Raw genomic sequence first — 15,824 nt, 5'->3', positions numbered from 1 at the left:
TCGAGTTTTGACCAAACTGTCCTACCGCTTCCGTGATCCGGCCCTGGCCGACCTGGCGCTGACGCATCGCAGCGTCGGCAAGCCGAACAACGAGCGGATGGAGTTTCTCGGCGATGCCCTGCTTGGCGTCATGGTCGCCGAGTTGCTTTACGACGCGCACCCGAATGCCAGCGAAGGCGAGCTGTCGCGGTTGCGCGCCCAACTGGTCAACGGCCAGGCACTGGCGGTCATCGCCCGCGAGCTGGAGCTGGGCGATGGTCTGAAGCTCGGCCCAGGCGAACTGAAAAGCGGCGGTTTCCGGCGCGATTCGATCCTGGCCGATGCCTTCGAGGCCTTGTTGGCGGCGGTCTATCTCGATGGCGGCTTCGAAGCCTGCCGCGAGGTGGTCCGCAGCCTGTTCAAGGACCGGGTCGCGGCGATCCCGCGCTCCTCCAAGGACGCCAAGACCCGCCTGCAGGAATGGCTGCAGGCGCGTGGCTTGCCCCTGCCGCTGTACGAGCTCAAAGACGCTCGCGGCGAGGATCACGCCAAGACCTTCGACGTCTCCTGTGCGATCACCGAGCCGCAGATCATCCACGCCGACGGCCATGGCGGCAGTCGCCGGGCGGCCGAGCAGGACGCGGCCGAGACGGTACTGCGCCGCCTGCTAGAATCCTAGGTCGCCTGATTCCGGCGCTCCGGCGCACATTGACTTACACTTCTTTCCCACCTCTAGCGGGGGCGCCCGGCCTTGGGCCCACATCCCGCCGACTTACCGAACAGGCTCCAAGCCATGAATGATAACGACGATAGTTTTGAAGACGTCGGCGCGCCCGAGCTGCCGCACGAGGATTTCCGCTGCGGCCTGGTCGCCCTGGCCGGCCGGCCCAATGTCGGCAAATCCACGCTGCTCAACGCCCTGATCGGCTTCCGGCTGTCGATCGTCAGCCCGCGTCCGCAGACCACCCGCCACCGGATTCTCGGCATCGCGACCAGCGAAGCCGGGCAGATCCTCTATGTCGATACGCCCGGCCTGCATCGCGGCGCCAAGCGCGCGATGAATCGCAGCCTGAATCGCGCCGCGCGCTCGGCCATCAGCGAAGTCGAAGTGATCGTGCAGGTGATCGAGGCCGGCCGCTGGACCGACGAGGACGAAACCCTCTACGACGCCCTGGTCGAGCAGAAAGTGCCGCGTCTGCTGGCGATCAACAAGGTCGACCTCAGCAAGGACAAGAGCGCGATGCTGCCGTTCGTGTCCGAGCTGATCACGCGACACAGCTTCGATGACATCTACTACGTCAGCGCCTTGAAGGAAAAGGGCCTGAAGGAGTTGCAGGAAGGCATTCTCAAGCGTCTACCGGTGCAGGCGCCGATCTACGGCGAAGACGAAATCACCGATCGCAGCGAACGCTTCCTCGCCGCGGAAATGGTGCGCGAACAGCTCATGCTGCGCCTGGATCAGGAACTGCCCTACGCCACGACGGTGGAAATCGAACAGTTCGCCGATCGCCCCGACGGCGTCGCCGAGATCCACGCCATCGTCTGGGTCGAGCGCGACGGCCAGAAAGCCATCGTGATCGGGCAGGGCGGTGCACAGCTCAAGGCGATCGGCAGCTCCGCCCGCCGCAATATGGAGCGTATCTTCGAGCGCAAGGTATTTTTGAAGCTGTGGGTGAAGGTGCGCGAAGGCTGGGTGGATGACGAGTCGATGCTCAAAAAGTTTGGTTACGAGTGAGAGGAGCTTCCAAAGCCCTTTCCTATCCGTCGTCCCGGCGAACGCCGGGACCCAGTGCCTTGCGCTTCAAGGTATTGAAGGCGCTGGACCCCGGCGTTCGCCGGGGCGACGATGGAAACTGAGATAGTTCGAGAACCCCCGAGCTCGCCCGTTGCGCGAGTAGCGATGGGGCGCCTCTGGTGGCCTAACCCCTGAAACTGCATCAACGATGCATCTCGACCAACAACCCACCTACATCCTCCACGCGCGCCCCTACCGGGAAACCTCGCTGCTGCTCGAATGCCTGACGCGCGACTTCGGCCGCATCGGCATGGTGGCGCGCGGTGTGCGCAGCGAGCGGGGCAAGGCGAGGCTGCAGCGGGCCTTGCTCGAACCGTTCCAGCCGCTTGCCGTCGACTTGCTCATGCGCGGTGAGCTGGCAACGTTGCGTGGTGTGGAAGCTGCCGGCATGCCGCTGCGGCTCGTTGGCGATGCCAATCTGGCAGGTCTTTATCTCAACGAGTTGATCGTGCGGCTTACCGGCCGCCAGGATCCGTTGTCGGATCTGTTCGATGCGTACGCGATGACCTTGCCGCGGCTGGCCACAGAATCGCTTGCCTGGAGTCTGCGCCGGTTCGAGCGGGATCTGCTCGATGCACTGGGTTATGCGCTTCAGCTCGAATTTGAAGCCGAAAACGGCGAACCGGTAGAGCCGGAACGGTTCTATCGCTATCACGTCGAACTCGGCCCCGTACCCTGTCTGCCCGGCACCGCGCAGGCACTGCGAGGGCGCGACTTGCTCGCGTTGGCGCAGGATCAATCGCCTGACGCCGCCGGTTTGAGCGCACTGCGCAACATGATGCGCGATGTGATTCGTTTCTATCTCAACGGTGGCGAACTGCGCGCGTGGCGGGTGTTCGGCGGCATGGCTGCGCGCGAACGTGGCGATCGTTGATCAGCGATCAGCCATGACGCAAGGCGTCGATAGTCGCCAGCAAGGTTGAACGAAAGCCGGCGACCGGGCCGCTGGCGACAGTTTGCCCGCGCATCAGATGTTGCTGCAGCAACAGAGTCTGCGTAGCCAGTGAAGCGGTGCCGCAAAAGCCACAGGAGGCAAGCAGGCGATGCAGCCGATCGCGCAGGCGTACGCTGTCCTGCGCCAACTCGTCCCATTCCCGGTCGAGTTGCAGGAGTTCATCGCGCATCAGGCCACGCAGCGCGTGCATGACGTTTTCGTCGCCGCTGCTTGCCAGCGCTTGCGTATCGTCGAGCAGGTCTTCGCCGCCCAGGGCGGGATCGACCAGAGCGGCGATCCGGCGCAGATCCGATTGCTGACACGGTTTCAGCAGCAGGTCGTTGAAGCCGCAGTCGAACAAGCGCTGCCGCGTCGGTTCGTCGAGCTCGGCGCTGGTGGCTACCGCAAGCTTGTCGTAGCCGCTGCTACGCAATGCGGTCAGTACCTGCTCGGCGCCGCCGCCGGGCATGCGGCAATCCAGGACCAGCAGCCCGAACGGTTGTTGTTGGGCCAATTCGATAGCCGACGGGCCGTCGGTGCAACCGGTGGCGTCCAGTCCCAGGCCGCGCAGCGCTTCGGTCAGAAACAGCAGGCTGGACGGGTCGTCGTCGGCCACCAGTACGCGAGGTACGGTGTCAGATGCAAGCGTTTGGCGGCGATTTTCGATCGATGGCGGCATGACAGGTCCGTGTCGTTCAGCTTGTTTTGGCAGAATGGCGCGATATGAGTTTCGCACCAAACCGCCTTGCACTCATATTGCTTCTGCTGTCCGTTGTCGGACTGGCAGCGTCGGCGCATGCCGATACCACGCTCAAGGCCAAGCAAATCGTCGTAGCGGGCGTCAAGTTACAGGATCTGCAGGCTCAGTTGGGCGAGGACGGCCAGGGCGGAATCAAGCTGACCATGCGGATCGGCAAGGCCGATGTCCCGGTGATGGGGTGGCGCCGTGTCGGCCTGAATCTGCGTGGCACGCTGCAGCGCGATGCCAGCATGCGCTGGCTGTTCTCCGGCGCCGTGCAGTTGGGCAACGCTCCCGGCGGTGCGCTCAACGACGCCAAGATCGCCATGGTGATCGACGACGCGGCCAACACGCTGCAGATCGACCTAACCCAGGGCAAGGCCCAGGTCAGTGGCGCCTTGCCGCTGGATCAGCCTAGCCATGCGCAGATCAACCTGAGCGCGATGCCGGCCGGCTGGCTACAGGGCCTGCTCAGCACCGTATGGTCCGGCCGTGCGACCGGCGGGCGCATCGACGCCGATCTTGCGCTCGACACCTACGACAGTGGCGTCCAGACCTCGGGCCAGTTCACCCTGGACGGTGTGGGGTTCGACACGCCGGGCGGACGCCTGGCCGGGCAGGGGCTGGGTGGTGGTGGGCGGCTCACCCTGGATACCACCAATGGCCCCGCCAAACTGGCGGTGGAGGCCAGCCTGCGTGGCGGCGAGCTGTTGCTCGGGCCGATCTATGCGCGCCTGCCCGGCGATCATCCGGTGCAGTTGGGGATCGACGGTCGCAGCCAGCGCGGCGGTTTTTCCATCGACCGCCTGCGCGTGGCCGATGCCGATGCACTGCAGCTCGAAGGGGCGGTGGGCTTCGATGCCAAGGGCGACCTGGACACCTTGAAGCTGGACCGCCTGCAAGCGCGTTTCCCCGCCGCTTATCAGCGTTACGGCCAGGGCTGGCTGACGTCGCTGGGTCTGCGCGACATGCGCATTCAAGGCCAGGTCAATGCGCTGCTCGACCTTGATGACGGCAATCTCAAGAGCTTCAGCTTCGATACCGACGGCCTGGATGCGGCCGACGCGGAAGGACGTCTGGCCGTGGTCGGTCTTCGCGGTGGTCTGGACTGGGCGGTGCAAGGGGATCGGCCGGCCACGGCGCTGAGCTGGCGTAACCTGCAGGTCTACAAGATTCCGCATGGCGCGGCGCAATCGCGCTGGCAAAGCCATGGTGGCGCGCTTGCTCTGCAGCGCGGCGTGGATATTGCTGTGCTGAACGGCAAGCTGCATGTGGGCGAGTTGAGCTGGCGGCCGGCGGCCAGCAAGGGTGAGCGCCTGAATACATCGGTGGTGCTCACCGGTATCGACATGGCGGCTTTCAGCCGCGCGGTCGGCTGGCCGGAGTTCCCAGGGACCCTGGGCGGGGCGATTCCGGGTTTGCGTTGGGTCGACGACCGCTTCGAGCTGGAGGGCGGCCTGTCGGTGAATGTGTTCGACGGCTTCGTCGATATGACCAAGCTGTCGCTGCAACAGCCCTTCGGGCCGACCCCGGTCTTCACCGGCAATATCCATGTGAGCCGGATCGACCTGAGTGCGATCACCAGCGTATTCGACTTCGGCAATATCACCGGACGCATGGACGGCAATATCGACCAGTTGCGCCTGGTCAACTGGAACCCTGTCGCGTTCAAGGCGAACCTGCTGGCCGGCGACGGCGGCAAGATCAGCCAGCGCGCCGTCAACAACCTCACCAGTGTCGGTGGCGGTGGCCTGGCCAGCGGCCTGCAGGGCGCAGTACTGAAACTGTTCAAGACCTTCAGTTACAAACGCATCGGCCTCAGCTGTGTGCTGGAGGGTTCGGTCTGCCATATGGGGGGCTTGGACCGCGACGGAGACGGCTACACTATTGTCGAAGGCAGCGGCTTGCCGCGCTTGCAGGTGGTGGGTCATCAGGCCCAGGTCGACTGGCCTACGCTGGTGCGCCGACTGAAAGCCGCCACCGAAGGAACTGCACCGGAAGTTCGTTGATTCCGGGCTCAATACACGCCAGGAGCGTTTTTATGCGCAAGCTCGCCTATGGTTTGCTGGTCACCGTGCTGGTCGCGCTGGTGGGTTGCGTGACCATCAACGTCTACTTCCCCGAAGCTGCGGCGCAGAAGGCTGCCGACCAGTTCATCGGCACGGTGCTCGACAGCAATGCGCCGCCTGCCGATGGCAACAAGTCGCCGCCGGCCGCCACACCCAGGAAAGACAACCAGCCCGCGGCGATGCTGCTGGATCTGCTGGTGCCGGCCGCCTATGCCGCCGACACGCCCAACCTGCGCGTACAGACCGCCACCACCGAGGCGATCCAGGCGCGCATGCAGGAACGTTTCCGTTCCACGCTCGGTCCGCTGTTCGACAGTGGTGCGGTCGGCTTTACCTCGGACGGCCTGATCGCCGTACGCGACGCCGGCAAGCTGCCGCTGGACCAGCGCTCGCAGGTCAATGCCGCCGTCGGCGACGAGAATCGCGACCGCAACGCGCTCTATCGCGAAGTGGCCAACGCCAATAACCACCCCGAGTGGGAAGGGCAGATTCGCACCACCTTTGCCAAGGGCTGGATCGAGCGGGCCAAGGCGGGCTGGTATTATCAGGACGCCTCGGGTGCCTGGAAGCGCAAATAACGCTTCACGCGCCTTACATTCACCGAACTCAAGCGCGCCCGGATCAGCCGATGCGGGTGCGCGGTATTTTTTATAGTGATGAAAGAATTCGAAGCCGAGATTACCGATCTCATCCACGACGGCCGCGGCGTTGCCCGCGTTGACGGCAAGGCTGTTTTCGTCAGCGGCGCCTTGCCCGGCGAAAACGTGCGTCTGCGCATCCGCCGCCGGCACCGCAATTTCGACGAAGCGGAAGTCATCGAACTGTTGACCCGTTCACCTCACCGGGTCGAGCCGAAGTGCCGCCACTACGGCCAGTGCAGCGGCTGCTCGCTGCAGCATCTGGATGCCGGCGCGCAGATCGAAGCCAAGCAACACGTGCTGGCCGAGAACTTCGAGCGCATCGGCAAGGTGCAGCCCGCGACGTGGCTCGAGCCGCTGGTCGATCAGCCCTGGGGCTATCGCCGCAAGGGGCGTCTGTCGGTGCGCAATGTGGCGAAGAAGGGGCGCGTGCTGGTCGGCTTTCGCGAAGAGGACAATCCGCGTTTCGTCGCCGATATCGAGCAATGCGAAGTCGTGCATCCGTCGCTCGGCCCGAAGATCGGCCTGCTCGCGCAAACGATCAGCGGCATGGATGCGGCCGGCGATATCGCGCAGATCGAATTTGCGGCCGGCGACGACACCATGGCCCTGGTGTTTCGTCACCTCAAGCCATTGAGCGATGCCGATCAGGCCACCCTGGTGGCGTTCGGACAAGCCAACGATCTGGCCATTTATCTACAGCCGGGCGGTATCAGCAGCGTGTATCCGCTGTGGCCCGAGTCGCCGCGCCTGGCGTTTCGTATCGCGGCGGACGACGATCGTGCGCATGACGTCGAGCTGGAGTTTCGTCCGCTCGATTTCGTGCAGGTCAATGCCGGCATGAATCAGCGCATGATGTCGCGCGCCATGGCCTTGCTCGATCCACAACCGAACGATCGCGTGCTCGATCTGTTCTGCGGTCTGGGCAATTTCACCTTGCCGATCGCGCGTCGTGTCGCGCAAGTCGCCGGCGTGGAAGGCGAGCATGGTCTGGTCGAACGCGCCGGCGCCAACGCTGCGCGCAACGGCATCGACAATGCGCAATTTCATGTGGCGAACCTGTTCGAAGATCAGCGTCATGCCACCTGGGCGCGCGAACCGTGGAGCAAGCTGCTGCTCGATCCGCCACGCGCTGGTGCCGACAAGGTGCTGGAATACCTGCCGCATCGCGAAACGCAGCGTATCGTCTATGTGTCCTGTCATCCGGGTTCGCTGGCGCGTGACGCCGGCATCCTGGTGCAGAAGCATGGCTTCAAGCTGGTGTCGGCCGGTGTCATGGACATGTTCCCGCACACCGCGCACGTCGAGTCGATCGCCTTGTTCGAGCGCGGCTGATGGGCGTGGAGATCGAGCGCAAGTTTCTGCTCGCCGACGACAGTTGGCGAGCAGGCGTCGCTCGTAGCGAGCGCATCGCCCAGGGGTATCTGGTCGGTGTGCGCGCACTGCAGAGCGGCGATGCGCAGGCTTCGGTGCGAGTGCGCCGCGCCGGCGAGCGGGCCTGGCTCAATATCAAATCGGCCACGCTCGGGATCGAGCGTGCCGAGTTCGAATATCCCATTCCGGTCGATGACGCGGCGCAGATGTTGGCGACCTTGTGCGACGGCGTGCTGGAAAAAATCCGCCACTACGTCACGGTCGACAACGTGCTGTTCGAGATCGACGAATTTCTTGGCGACAACCATGGCCTGGTCGTTGCCGAAGTCGAGTTGCCCAGCGTTGACAGCCCGTTTCCGCGTCCAGCCTGGCTGGGCCGCGAAGTCAGCGCGCAATTGCGCTACTACAACGTCAATCTGATCGAGCATCCGTACTCCCGCTGGGGCGATGCCGAACGCGAAGGAGCCGATGCCGCATGCTGATGATCGGAATCGCCGGCCTTGAACTGGCCGACAATGAGCGCGATTGGCTGAAGGCGCCGGGTGTCTGTGGCGTCCTGTTGTTCGGGCGCAACTTCGCATCGCGCGAGCAGGTGACGGCATTGATCGAATCGGTCCGAGATGTGGCCGGCGAAGACTTCCTGGTCGCAGTGGATCAGGAAGGCGGTCCGGTACAGCGCTTTCGCGAAGGCTTTACGCGACTGCCGCCGCTGGCCGCGATCGGCAGGGTTTACGACCGCGATCCGGACGACGCCATTCGCCTTGCCGAGGAACACGCCTGGGTGATGGCCAGCGAGATGCGCGCGATCGGCGTGGATTTCAGTTTTGCGCCGGTGGTCGATCTGGGGCGTGGCAACGCCGCCATCGGCCTGCGCGCGTTTCATGCCGATCCCGCCGTAGCCTCCGAACTGGGACAGGCTTATGTGCGTGGCATGCACCTGGGCGGTATGGCCGCGGTGCTCAAGCACTTTCCGGGGCACGGCTCCGTCGCTGCCGACACGCACAAGGCGCAGGCGATCGACCCGCGTCCGCTGGACCAGATCCGTCGTGAGGACTTGCGTCCGTTCGCCGAATGCATCGACGCCAGCGTCGAGGCGGTGATGATGGCCCACGTCGTCTATCCGGCGGTCGACGAACAACCGGCCGGCTACTCGCGCCGATGGGTCGAAACGATTCTGCGCAACGAACTGGGTTTCACCGGCGCGGTGATCAGCGACGACATCAGCATGGCTGCCGCCGGGGTAGCCGGTACGGTGACCGGGCGGGTGCTCGGTCACCTGGATGCCGGTTGCGACCTGGTGCTGGCCTGTTTCCCCGAGGTGGTGGATGAAGCCATTGCTGCGGTAAAAGGGCGTACTGCGCCCGGTGCCGAGCGACTGGCCGCCTTGCGTGGCGCCATCGGCTCGACCTGGGAAGGCCTCACCGACAACCCGCAGCGCGATCGTTTCGTCGCGCGCATCACCGCTTTGCATAGCGAGGAAGTAAAAGCATGACCGCGCAAGTCCCTTCGCTCGACGCCGCCCTGGCGAATGCCGATCTTCTGTTCAACCGCGACGAACTCGAATCGACCATCGCGCATATGGGCCGCCAGATCGACGTTGCCCTCGACGGCGAGCGTGCGTTGTTTCTCACCGTCATGCACGGCGCGCTGATCTTTGCCGGCCAGCTGGCGCTGGCCATCCGCACCGATCTCGAATTCGACTACGTACATGCCACCCGTTATCGCGGTGCGACCTCCGGTAGCGACTTGCACTGGCTGCGCGAGCCGCAGGCGGACATGACCGGCCGCACGGTGTTGCTGGTCGACGACATTCTCGACGAAGGGCACACGCTCAAGGCCGTCCGCGACGACTGCCTGCGTCGTGGTGCGCGCCGGGTCCTGATCGTCAGCCTGTGCACCAAGCAACATGATCGCCTGGTCGAAGGCGTCGCCGCCGACTTCAACGGCGTCGAGCTGCCGGATCGCTATGTGTTCGGTTATGGCATGGATTATTACGAGCAGGGTCGTAACCTTCCGGCGATCTACGCGCTGAAGGACTAGGCGTTCGTTTTTCTTTTCAAATCATTCCTGTTACCCGGCACCTGACTATGTCCACATCCATCGACCTGGCCGTCATCGGCGGCAGCGGCCTGTATAAATTCCCCGGCCTGGAAAACACCGAGCGCCATGCCGTGAACACGCCTTATGGCGCGGCGTCGGGCGACGTAGTGCTGGGCGATTTTGCCGGCAAGCGCGTGGCCTTCATGGCGCGCCACGGTGAGAGTCACAGCCTTCCGCCGCACCGCGTCAATTACCGCGCCAATCTCTGGGCCTTGCACAGTCTGGGCGCGCGCCGGGTGATCGGCGTCAATGCCGTCGGCGGCATCCGTGCCGATATGGGACCGCGTGTCATCGTGGTGCCGGATCAGATCATCGACTACACCCACGGCCGTTACACAAGCTATTGCGATGTCGAGGGCGCCGAGGTCAAACATATCGATTTCAGCGAGCCGTACACGCGTGCCTTGCGTCAGTCATTGGTGGCAGCGGCAGCCGATGCGGGCATTGCGGTGATCGACGGCGGTTGCTATGGCGCGACCCAGGGACCGCGGCTGGAAACCCGTGCCGAGATCGCTCGTCTGAAACGCGACGGCTGCGATCTGGTCGGCATGACCGGTATGCCCGAGGCGGCCTTGGCGCGCGAACTTGAAATCGATTACGCCTGCCTGGCGCTGGTGGCCAACTTCGCTGCCGGCTGCGGCGATGAAGAAGAAATCAGCATCGAGGAAATATTCGCCCACCTGGCGGCAGCCACCGCCGAAGTGCCGAATATCCTTGCGGCTTTGCTCAAAAGCTGACCTTTAGGGATGCTCTGAGTATCGATTTAAGTCGACCGTACCCCTCCGGATATTGCGCTTTGCCCTCAAACATGTTGATACTTCACTTTGCCAGGGGCGGGGGACCAAGGGGTTGATTGTGGTTCGGCGCATGGCCTTGGTGTATCCAATCCATGATTTTAGAGGTTCACGCAATGCGTTTCGGTACGGTCAAGTGGTTCAACGACGCCAAGGGTTTCGGTTTCATCGCGCCTGAGGACGGTGGGGAAGATGTGTTCGTTCACTTCTCGGCAATTAATTCGAAGGGCTTCCGTAGCCTCAAGGAAGGCGACCGCGTGAAGTTCGAGGTCACCACGGGCCCCAAGGGCGCCCAGGCTTCCGGCGTCGAAGTGGCTGTCTAAGTCATCTCGATCCGGCGTCTTGCCGATCAGTGTTTAAGAAAAACCCCGCGCCTTTATAGCGCGGGGTTTTTTTATGAGTAATAACCCGGAGATTAAAAACATGAGCGATCGCCGCGATTTTCTTAAAGCCTCCTTGCTGGGGGCCTCGGCCTTCGCGCTGAGCGGTACCTTGCCGGCGCAGGGCGCGTCGGCGTCCAGGACAAAGGCCGCAGGTGCCGCGCGGGTCATTTCCACCTGGGACTTTGGTGTCGCCGCCAACCAGGCAGCCTGGGCGGTGCTGTCCAAGGGCGGCCATGCACTCGATGCCGTGGAGCAGGGCGTGCAGGTGCCGGAGTCGGACCTGAAGAACCACAGCGTGGGCCGCGCCGGTTATCCCGACCGCGACGGTCACGTCAGTCTGGACGCCAGCATCATGGATGCCGATGGCAACTGCGGTGCCGTGGCGGCGTTGGAGCACATCGCCCATCCCATCAGCGTGGCGCGCCGCGTCATGGAGCGCACGCCGCATGTCTTGCTGGTCGGCGAAGGTGCCTTGCAGTTCGCGATCGAGCAGGGCTTCAAGAAGGAAAACCTGCTGACGCCCGAATCGGAGCAGGCCTGGAAAGAATGGTTGAAGACCGCTCACTACGAGCCTTCGATCAATAGCGAAGTACATGACTACGGCAAGACCGGCTTGCCCGGTGGCGCCCACAACCACGACACCATCGGCATGTTGGCGATCGACGACCAGGGTCGCCTGGCCGGTGCCTGCACCACCAGCGGCATGGCGTGGAAGATGCGCGGTCGCGTCGGTGACAGTCCGATCATCGGCGCCGGTCTTTATGTGGACGGCGAGGTCGGCGGTGCGACGTCGACCGGCGTGGGCGAAGAAGTGATCCGCAATGCCGGTAGTTTTCTGGTCGTCGAGCTGATGCGTCAGGGACGCTCGCCGCAGGAGGCCTGCCAGGAAGCGGTGATGCGTATCGTCAAGCGTCGGCGCGAAGCATCCAAGACCTTGCAGGTGGGCTTTCTTGCCATGAACCGTCACGGCGAAGTCGGCGCGTATGCGATCCAGCACGGTTTCTCTTATGCCATCTGCGATGCAAAGAAACAGGATGGCCTGGTTCCTTCGCAAAGCGTCTACACGACGAGCTTCACATGACCTTGGAAATTGCCGTCAATTCGGTTGCCTCTGCGCTGGCTGCGCAAGAGGGTGGCGCATCGCGCGTGGAGCTATGCAGTGCGCTCGAACTGGGTGGTTTGACGCCGTCGCCGGCGACCATCGCGATGGTGCGCGAGCGCCTGCGTATTCCCGTCTATGTGCTGATACGCCCGCGTGCGGGCGATTTTCTTTACAACGACCTGGAATGTGAGGCGATGCAGCGCGACATCGAGCACTGCGCCGCGCAGGGTTGCGATGGTGTGGTCATTGGCGTGCTGGATGCCGATGGCCATGTCGATAAGGCGCGTTGCCGGCCGCTTGTCGATGCGGCAGGGAAGCTGGGTGTGACGTTCCATCGTGCGTTCGATCTGGCGCATGTGCCCGGGCAAGCCCTGGAAGACGTCATTGCGCTCGGGTGTGAGCGGCTGTTGACCTCAGGTGGTCACGCAACGGCGCTGGAAGGTTCCGCATCGATTCGCCAATGGGTACAGCAGGCTGCAGGGCGCATCGCGATCATGCCTGGGGCGGGGGTGTCGGCGCAGAACGTTGCGGCGTTGAAGGCTGCAACGGGGGCTGAGGAGTTTCATGCTTCGGCGAAGAAGGCGTTGCCTTCCGGGATGCATTGGCAACCTGATGGCCTGCGGGATATGCAGGGCGGGGAGTGGCGTTCGGAGGTTGAGCAGGTGCGTGCGTTGGTTGCGGCGCTTGCCCCCTCACCCCCGGATCAAGTCCGGGGCAGGCTCTAACCCTATCCCCCGGCAAAGCCAGGGGATAGGGGGCCGACTGAGGGAAGCCTCATTGTTTCGCACTTGCGCAACTTGGCTCCCTCTCCCCTGGCTTTGCCGGGGGAGAGGGCTGGGGTGAGGGGGGCTCTTGCCCTTACATCAAGCCACAAACTGCAATCGAGCCAACTCCGCATAAAGCCCATCTTCGGCCAGCAGACTCTCATGCGTGCCCTGCGCCACGATGCGCCCGCCATCCATCACCACGATGCGGTCGGCACGCTTCACCGTTGCCAGACGATGCGCGATCACCAGCGTGGTGCGGCCACGTTCCAGTCGCTCCAATGCCTTCTGAATCGCCGCTTCGGACTGTGCATCCAGCGCCGACGTCGCCTCATCGAGCAGCAGCAACGGCGCATCGCGCAGAATCGCACGAGCAATGGCAACACGCTGGCGCTGACCGCCGGACAGGCGCACACCACGTTCGCCCAGCTCCGATGCATAGCCGCCACTCAATGCACTGATGAATTCATGCGCTTCAGCCGAGGCAGCCGCCTCACGCACTTCATCATCGCCGGCGTCCTGACGACCGAAGCGAATATTGTCCGCAGCCGTACCGCTGAAGATCACCGTCTCTTGCGGCACCAGCGCAATCGCTCCGCGCAGCTCGGGCAACGCCAACGCCTTCAGGTCGATCCCATCGAAGCTGATGCGACCCCGCTGCGGATCGTAGAAACGCAGCAGCAACGCAAGCACCGTGCTCTTGCCTGCACCGGAAGGGCCGACCAGGGCGACCGTTTCGCCAGGGCGTACGTCCAGCGTGAAGTCGTGCAAGGCCGGTGCATCCGGGCGGCTCGGATAATGAAACTCAACATGCTCGAAACGCAGCGCGGCCCGTGTCGGTTTCGGCAGTGCGATGGCCGGCTCGCGCGTGACGATCTCCGGCGTTTCCGCGAACAGTTCGCTGATGCGCTCGGTGGCGCCGGCGGCACGCAGCACGTCGCCCCAGACTTCGGAAAGGCTCATCAGTGCGCCGGCGGAAAACAGCGCATACAACACGAACTGGCTGAGCACGCCGGCTTGCATCGTGCCGTCGAGCACGTCGTGCGCACCGGCCCACAGCACCAGGGTGATGGCACCGAAGAACAACACGATGATGGCGGCGGTAAGTATCGCGCGCACGCTGATGCGGCGACGTGCGGTGGCCAGGGCGAGCGCAATGGCACTGCCGTAACGCTCGCTTTCGACGCCCTCGCGTGCATACGCCTTTACCGCGGGCGCCGCGTTGAGCGTTTCGTTGGCGATCGCCGCGGCATCGGCCAGGCGATCCTGGCTGGCGCGCGACAGCTTCTGCACCCGCCGACCGAAGATCAGGATCGGCAACAGCACCACAGGGATCACCAGACCGGTCAGGCCGGCCAGGCGCGGGCTGGTCCAGATCATGGCTGCCGTGGCGCCGATCAGCATCACCACGCTGCGCACCGCAATGGAAATGCCCGAGCCGATCAGGGCCTGCACCACTTCGGTGTCGGTACCCAGTCGCGACGTCAGTTCGCCGACGCGGCTGCGCTCGAAAAAGCCGACGTCGAGCCGGATCACATGGGCATAGAGCTGGCTGCGCATCGCCGCCAGGGCACGCTCGCCGAGCAGGGTGATGCAGAAGTAGCGAGCGGCGGTGGCAAAGGCCAGCACGACCGCCACACAGAACAGGCCGAGAAAGGTCTGGTTGATCGCCTCGGCGTTGGCAGCGCTGAAGCCCTGGTCGACGATCTTGCGCACGGCAGCCGGCAGGACCAGCGTGGCGCTGGATGAGATAGCGAGAAACACCAGCCAGCCGATCGCCAACGCACGGTGTGGTCTCAGGAAAGGCCAGAGTTGAACCAGCGCGCCAAGGCGGCGTTGGGGCTTGGGGTCGGTCGCCGGGGGTACGCTCATCGCTATCGCCGTGGTTCGGAAGCCTCACACATGGGGGCTTTACCCGCTCATTCAACAATTTGAGCGCGTCGAGCTCAAGCGCCGGCGGAGTCGGTAACGCCGATGGATAGCTGTTTTTGCGCAGGGCGTCGCAGCCAGGCATCGCGCCATCGCAGAAAAGGCCGCTCGACCGCGTAGTGAAGCAGGGCACCAGCGAGCAAGGTTGCCAGCGCGTAGCAGGCGAATGCCACCAGGCCGTGGACCTGCGGATACGCCGCCAACGCCTTCTGGACCAGATGAAACACCGCCTTGTGACTCAGGTAGAGGCTGTAGGAGGCCAGCGCCAGCCATCCCGCACCCGGAACGCGCCAACGTCCCAACCAGCTTTGCGTGCTGCTTGCCGCGCAAACCAGCAGCGCGAGGCCCAGGGAAAGCAGGGGATAACCGATCGACGTCGCTACAAAACCCGTACGGTCGGTAAAGATCCACATGGCGGCGGCGACCACGGCCAGGCCGGCAAGCATGACCCGGTTGGCTTTCGCCTGCAGGTGTGCCCACCACAGCGGCCGCCATACCTGGATCGTTGCCAGCACCACGCCGGCCAGCAGGCCGTCCAGACGCGAGTAGCTGGCGTAGTAGATATGTTCGAGAAAGATCGTGCCGTAGCGGTTGTCATCGGCGTTCTGCACGGGTTGCATCCAGTGCAGCCAGATAAAACTGCGCAACGCGATGCCGCCAAGCAGGATGAGCAGGTAGACCGTGACCGTCTTGCGCAGTGACGCGCGCCGCGTCAGCAGCCAGGCCAGCACGGGAAACAGCAGGTAGAAATGTTCTTCCACGCACAGCGACCAGACATGCGAGAAGGCCAGGTTCTTCGTCGTATCGATCAGCAGATTCACCGTATAGGTGAGGAACTGCCACACCGGCTGCATGCCCGGCTGTTCGCGAAAGTCAGGCCATAGCGCATACAGCGCCAGCACGACAAGGAACGCGGGGAAGATGCGAAATGCACGACGCAGATAAAAGTCGCCGAAGTCGAGCGATTCGCCGCGCGCCAATGGCTTCAATACCTGCGTGCCGATCAGGTATCCGCTGAGCACGAAGAACAGGTCCACACCCATCCAGCCGAATTGCCAGTAAGGGCGGATGTCGTCGGTGATGTCCCAGACGATGTACGCGTGAAACGTCATCACCCAGACGATGGCAATCGCACGCAGCAGGTCCAGACCGGGTAGACGGTTCACGCGAATCCTTGGGTTTCCCTTCCATCATCGCCACGCCGGCGATGCAGGCGCCCGAGTC

General features: G+C 63.7%; 16 protein-coding genes. 13 read left to right on the top strand and 3 right to left on the bottom strand.

Annotated elements, in window-relative coordinates:
• The first annotated feature begins 7 nt into the window (after positions 1 to 7).
• From rnc to recO, 3 genes are all read left to right on the top strand, one after another.
• Positions 8 to 658 (top strand): ribonuclease III, encoded by a 651-nt coding sequence (gene rnc / locus ACZ6WW_RS16780; protein ID WP_281849400.1) that lies wholly within the window; start codon positions 8 to 10, stop codon positions 656 to 658.
• A gap of 114 nt (positions 659 to 772) precedes the next feature.
• Positions 773 to 1,714: a GTPase Era gene (gene era / locus ACZ6WW_RS16775; protein ID WP_281849399.1), complete on the top strand. Its 942-nt coding sequence runs from the start codon at positions 773 to 775 to the stop codon at positions 1,712 to 1,714.
• 208 nt (positions 1,715 to 1,922) lie between these two features.
• The gene (gene recO, locus ACZ6WW_RS16770; protein ID WP_281849398.1) at positions 1,923 to 2,648 is read left to right on the top strand and encodes a DNA repair protein RecO; all 726 of its coding nucleotides are present in this window, start codon (positions 1,923 to 1,925) and stop codon (positions 2,646 to 2,648) included.
• 7 nt (positions 2,649 to 2,655) lie between these two features.
• Here the strand turns inward: recO and ACZ6WW_RS16765 are convergent, their stop codons facing one another.
• Positions 2,656 to 3,387 carry a response regulator gene (locus ACZ6WW_RS16765; RefSeq protein WP_465275220.1) on the bottom strand — a complete coding sequence of 244 codons (732 nt, stop codon included), beginning with the start codon at positions 3,385 to 3,387 and terminating at the stop codon, positions 2,656 to 2,658.
• Positions 3,388 to 3,431: 44 nt separating this feature from the next.
• Between ACZ6WW_RS16765 and ACZ6WW_RS16760 the strand changes: the two genes are divergently transcribed.
• From ACZ6WW_RS16760 to ACZ6WW_RS16715, 10 genes are all read left to right on the top strand, one after another.
• Complete coding sequence (locus ACZ6WW_RS16760) at positions 3,432 to 5,456, top strand: hypothetical protein (RefSeq protein ID WP_465275219.1); 2,025 nt, start codon at positions 3,432 to 3,434, stop codon at positions 5,454 to 5,456.
• A gap of 32 nt (positions 5,457 to 5,488) precedes the next feature.
• Positions 5,489 to 6,094: a YdbL family probable chaperone protein gene (locus ACZ6WW_RS16755; protein WP_465275218.1), complete on the top strand. Its 606-nt coding sequence runs from the start codon at positions 5,489 to 5,491 to the stop codon at positions 6,092 to 6,094.
• Between the two features lie 78 nt (positions 6,095 to 6,172).
• Complete coding sequence (gene rlmD, locus ACZ6WW_RS16750) at positions 6,173 to 7,489, top strand: 23S rRNA (uracil(1939)-C(5))-methyltransferase RlmD (protein ID WP_465275217.1); 1,317 nt, start codon at positions 6,173 to 6,175, stop codon at positions 7,487 to 7,489.
• Positions 7,489 to 8,010 (top strand): CYTH domain-containing protein, encoded by a 522-nt coding sequence (locus ACZ6WW_RS16745; RefSeq protein WP_465275216.1) that lies wholly within the window; start codon positions 7,489 to 7,491, stop codon positions 8,008 to 8,010. The genes rlmD and ACZ6WW_RS16745 overlap by 1 nt, the downstream gene beginning before the upstream one ends.
• Positions 8,004 to 9,020: a beta-N-acetylhexosaminidase gene (gene nagZ, locus ACZ6WW_RS16740; protein ID WP_465275215.1), complete on the top strand. Its 1,017-nt coding sequence runs from the start codon at positions 8,004 to 8,006 to the stop codon at positions 9,018 to 9,020. The genes ACZ6WW_RS16745 and nagZ overlap by 7 nt, the downstream gene beginning before the upstream one ends.
• Positions 9,017 to 9,568: a hypoxanthine-guanine phosphoribosyltransferase gene (locus ACZ6WW_RS16735; protein WP_465275214.1), complete on the top strand. Its 552-nt coding sequence runs from the start codon at positions 9,017 to 9,019 to the stop codon at positions 9,566 to 9,568. Before nagZ ends, ACZ6WW_RS16735 begins: the two co-directional genes overlap by 4 nt.
• A gap of 47 nt (positions 9,569 to 9,615) precedes the next feature.
• Positions 9,616 to 10,365 (top strand): S-methyl-5'-thioinosine phosphorylase, encoded by a 750-nt coding sequence (locus ACZ6WW_RS16730; RefSeq protein ID WP_465275213.1) that lies wholly within the window; start codon positions 9,616 to 9,618, stop codon positions 10,363 to 10,365.
• A gap of 173 nt (positions 10,366 to 10,538) precedes the next feature.
• A complete protein-coding gene (locus ACZ6WW_RS16725) occupies positions 10,539 to 10,745 on the top strand; it encodes a cold-shock protein (protein ID WP_281849389.1) in 207 nt (68 codons plus the stop codon).
• 100 nt (positions 10,746 to 10,845) lie between these two features.
• A complete protein-coding gene (locus ACZ6WW_RS16720) occupies positions 10,846 to 11,886 on the top strand; it encodes a N(4)-(beta-N-acetylglucosaminyl)-L-asparaginase (protein WP_465275212.1) in 1,041 nt (346 codons plus the stop codon).
• A complete protein-coding gene (locus ACZ6WW_RS16715; RefSeq protein ID WP_465275211.1) occupies positions 11,883 to 12,632 on the top strand; it encodes a copper homeostasis protein CutC in 750 nt (249 codons plus the stop codon). The genes ACZ6WW_RS16720 and ACZ6WW_RS16715 overlap by 4 nt, the downstream gene beginning before the upstream one ends.
• A 138-nt stretch (positions 12,633 to 12,770) precedes the next feature.
• Here the strand turns inward: ACZ6WW_RS16715 and ACZ6WW_RS16710 are convergent, their stop codons facing one another.
• Both ACZ6WW_RS16710 and ACZ6WW_RS16705 read right to left on the bottom strand, forming a co-directional pair.
• Positions 12,771 to 14,543: an ABC transporter transmembrane domain-containing protein gene (locus ACZ6WW_RS16710; RefSeq protein ID WP_465275210.1), complete on the bottom strand. Its 1,773-nt coding sequence runs from the start codon at positions 14,541 to 14,543 to the stop codon at positions 12,771 to 12,773.
• Between the two features lie 74 nt (positions 14,544 to 14,617).
• Entirely contained in the window at positions 14,618 to 15,766 is a 1,149-nt protein-coding gene (locus ACZ6WW_RS16705; protein ID WP_465275209.1) for an acyltransferase family protein, read from the bottom strand.
• Positions 15,767 to 15,824 lie beyond the last annotated feature (58 nt).

It is taken from the genome of Dyella sp. NPDC103356 (genome assembly GCF_055584465.1).
The sequence above is the reverse complement of the archived record's forward strand: the minus strand, read 5'-3'. Positions and strand labels throughout refer to the sequence as shown.

What these genes read in the sequence shown, in the direction of transcription:
- recO (WP_281849398.1), top strand. Translation starts at nt 1,923, where the DNA reads ATGCATCTCGACCAACAACCCACCTACATCCTCCACGCGCGCCCCTAC.
- ACZ6WW_RS16730 (WP_465275213.1), top strand. Translation starts at nt 9,616, where the DNA reads ATGTCCACATCCATCGACCTGGCCGTCATCGGCGGCAGCGGCCTGTAT.
- ACZ6WW_RS16745 (WP_465275216.1), top strand. Translation starts at nt 7,489, where the DNA reads ATGGGCGTGGAGATCGAGCGCAAGTTTCTGCTCGCCGACGACAGTTGG.
- ACZ6WW_RS16755 (WP_465275218.1), top strand. Translation starts at nt 5,489, where the DNA reads ATGCGCAAGCTCGCCTATGGTTTGCTGGTCACCGTGCTGGTCGCGCTG.
- era (WP_281849399.1), top strand. Translation starts at nt 773, where the DNA reads ATGAATGATAACGACGATAGTTTTGAAGACGTCGGCGCGCCCGAGCTG.
- ACZ6WW_RS16735 (WP_465275214.1), top strand. Translation starts at nt 9,017, where the DNA reads ATGACCGCGCAAGTCCCTTCGCTCGACGCCGCCCTGGCGAATGCCGAT.
- ACZ6WW_RS16715 (WP_465275211.1), top strand. Translation starts at nt 11,883, where the DNA reads ATGACCTTGGAAATTGCCGTCAATTCGGTTGCCTCTGCGCTGGCTGCG.
- nagZ (WP_465275215.1), top strand. Translation starts at nt 8,004, where the DNA reads ATGCTGATGATCGGAATCGCCGGCCTTGAACTGGCCGACAATGAGCGC.
- ACZ6WW_RS16765 (WP_465275220.1), bottom strand. Translation starts at nt 3,387, where the DNA reads ATGCCGCCATCGATCGAAAATCGCCGCCAAACGCTTGCATCTGACACC.
- ACZ6WW_RS16710 (WP_465275210.1), bottom strand. Translation starts at nt 14,543, where the DNA reads ATGAGCGTACCCCCGGCGACCGACCCCAAGCCCCAACGCCGCCTTGGC.
- rlmD (WP_465275217.1), top strand. Translation starts at nt 6,173, where the DNA reads ATGAAAGAATTCGAAGCCGAGATTACCGATCTCATCCACGACGGCCGC.
- ACZ6WW_RS16760 (WP_465275219.1), top strand. Translation starts at nt 3,432, where the DNA reads ATGAGTTTCGCACCAAACCGCCTTGCACTCATATTGCTTCTGCTGTCC.
- ACZ6WW_RS16725 (WP_281849389.1), top strand. Translation starts at nt 10,539, where the DNA reads ATGCGTTTCGGTACGGTCAAGTGGTTCAACGACGCCAAGGGTTTCGGT.
- ACZ6WW_RS16720 (WP_465275212.1), top strand. Translation starts at nt 10,846, where the DNA reads ATGAGCGATCGCCGCGATTTTCTTAAAGCCTCCTTGCTGGGGGCCTCG.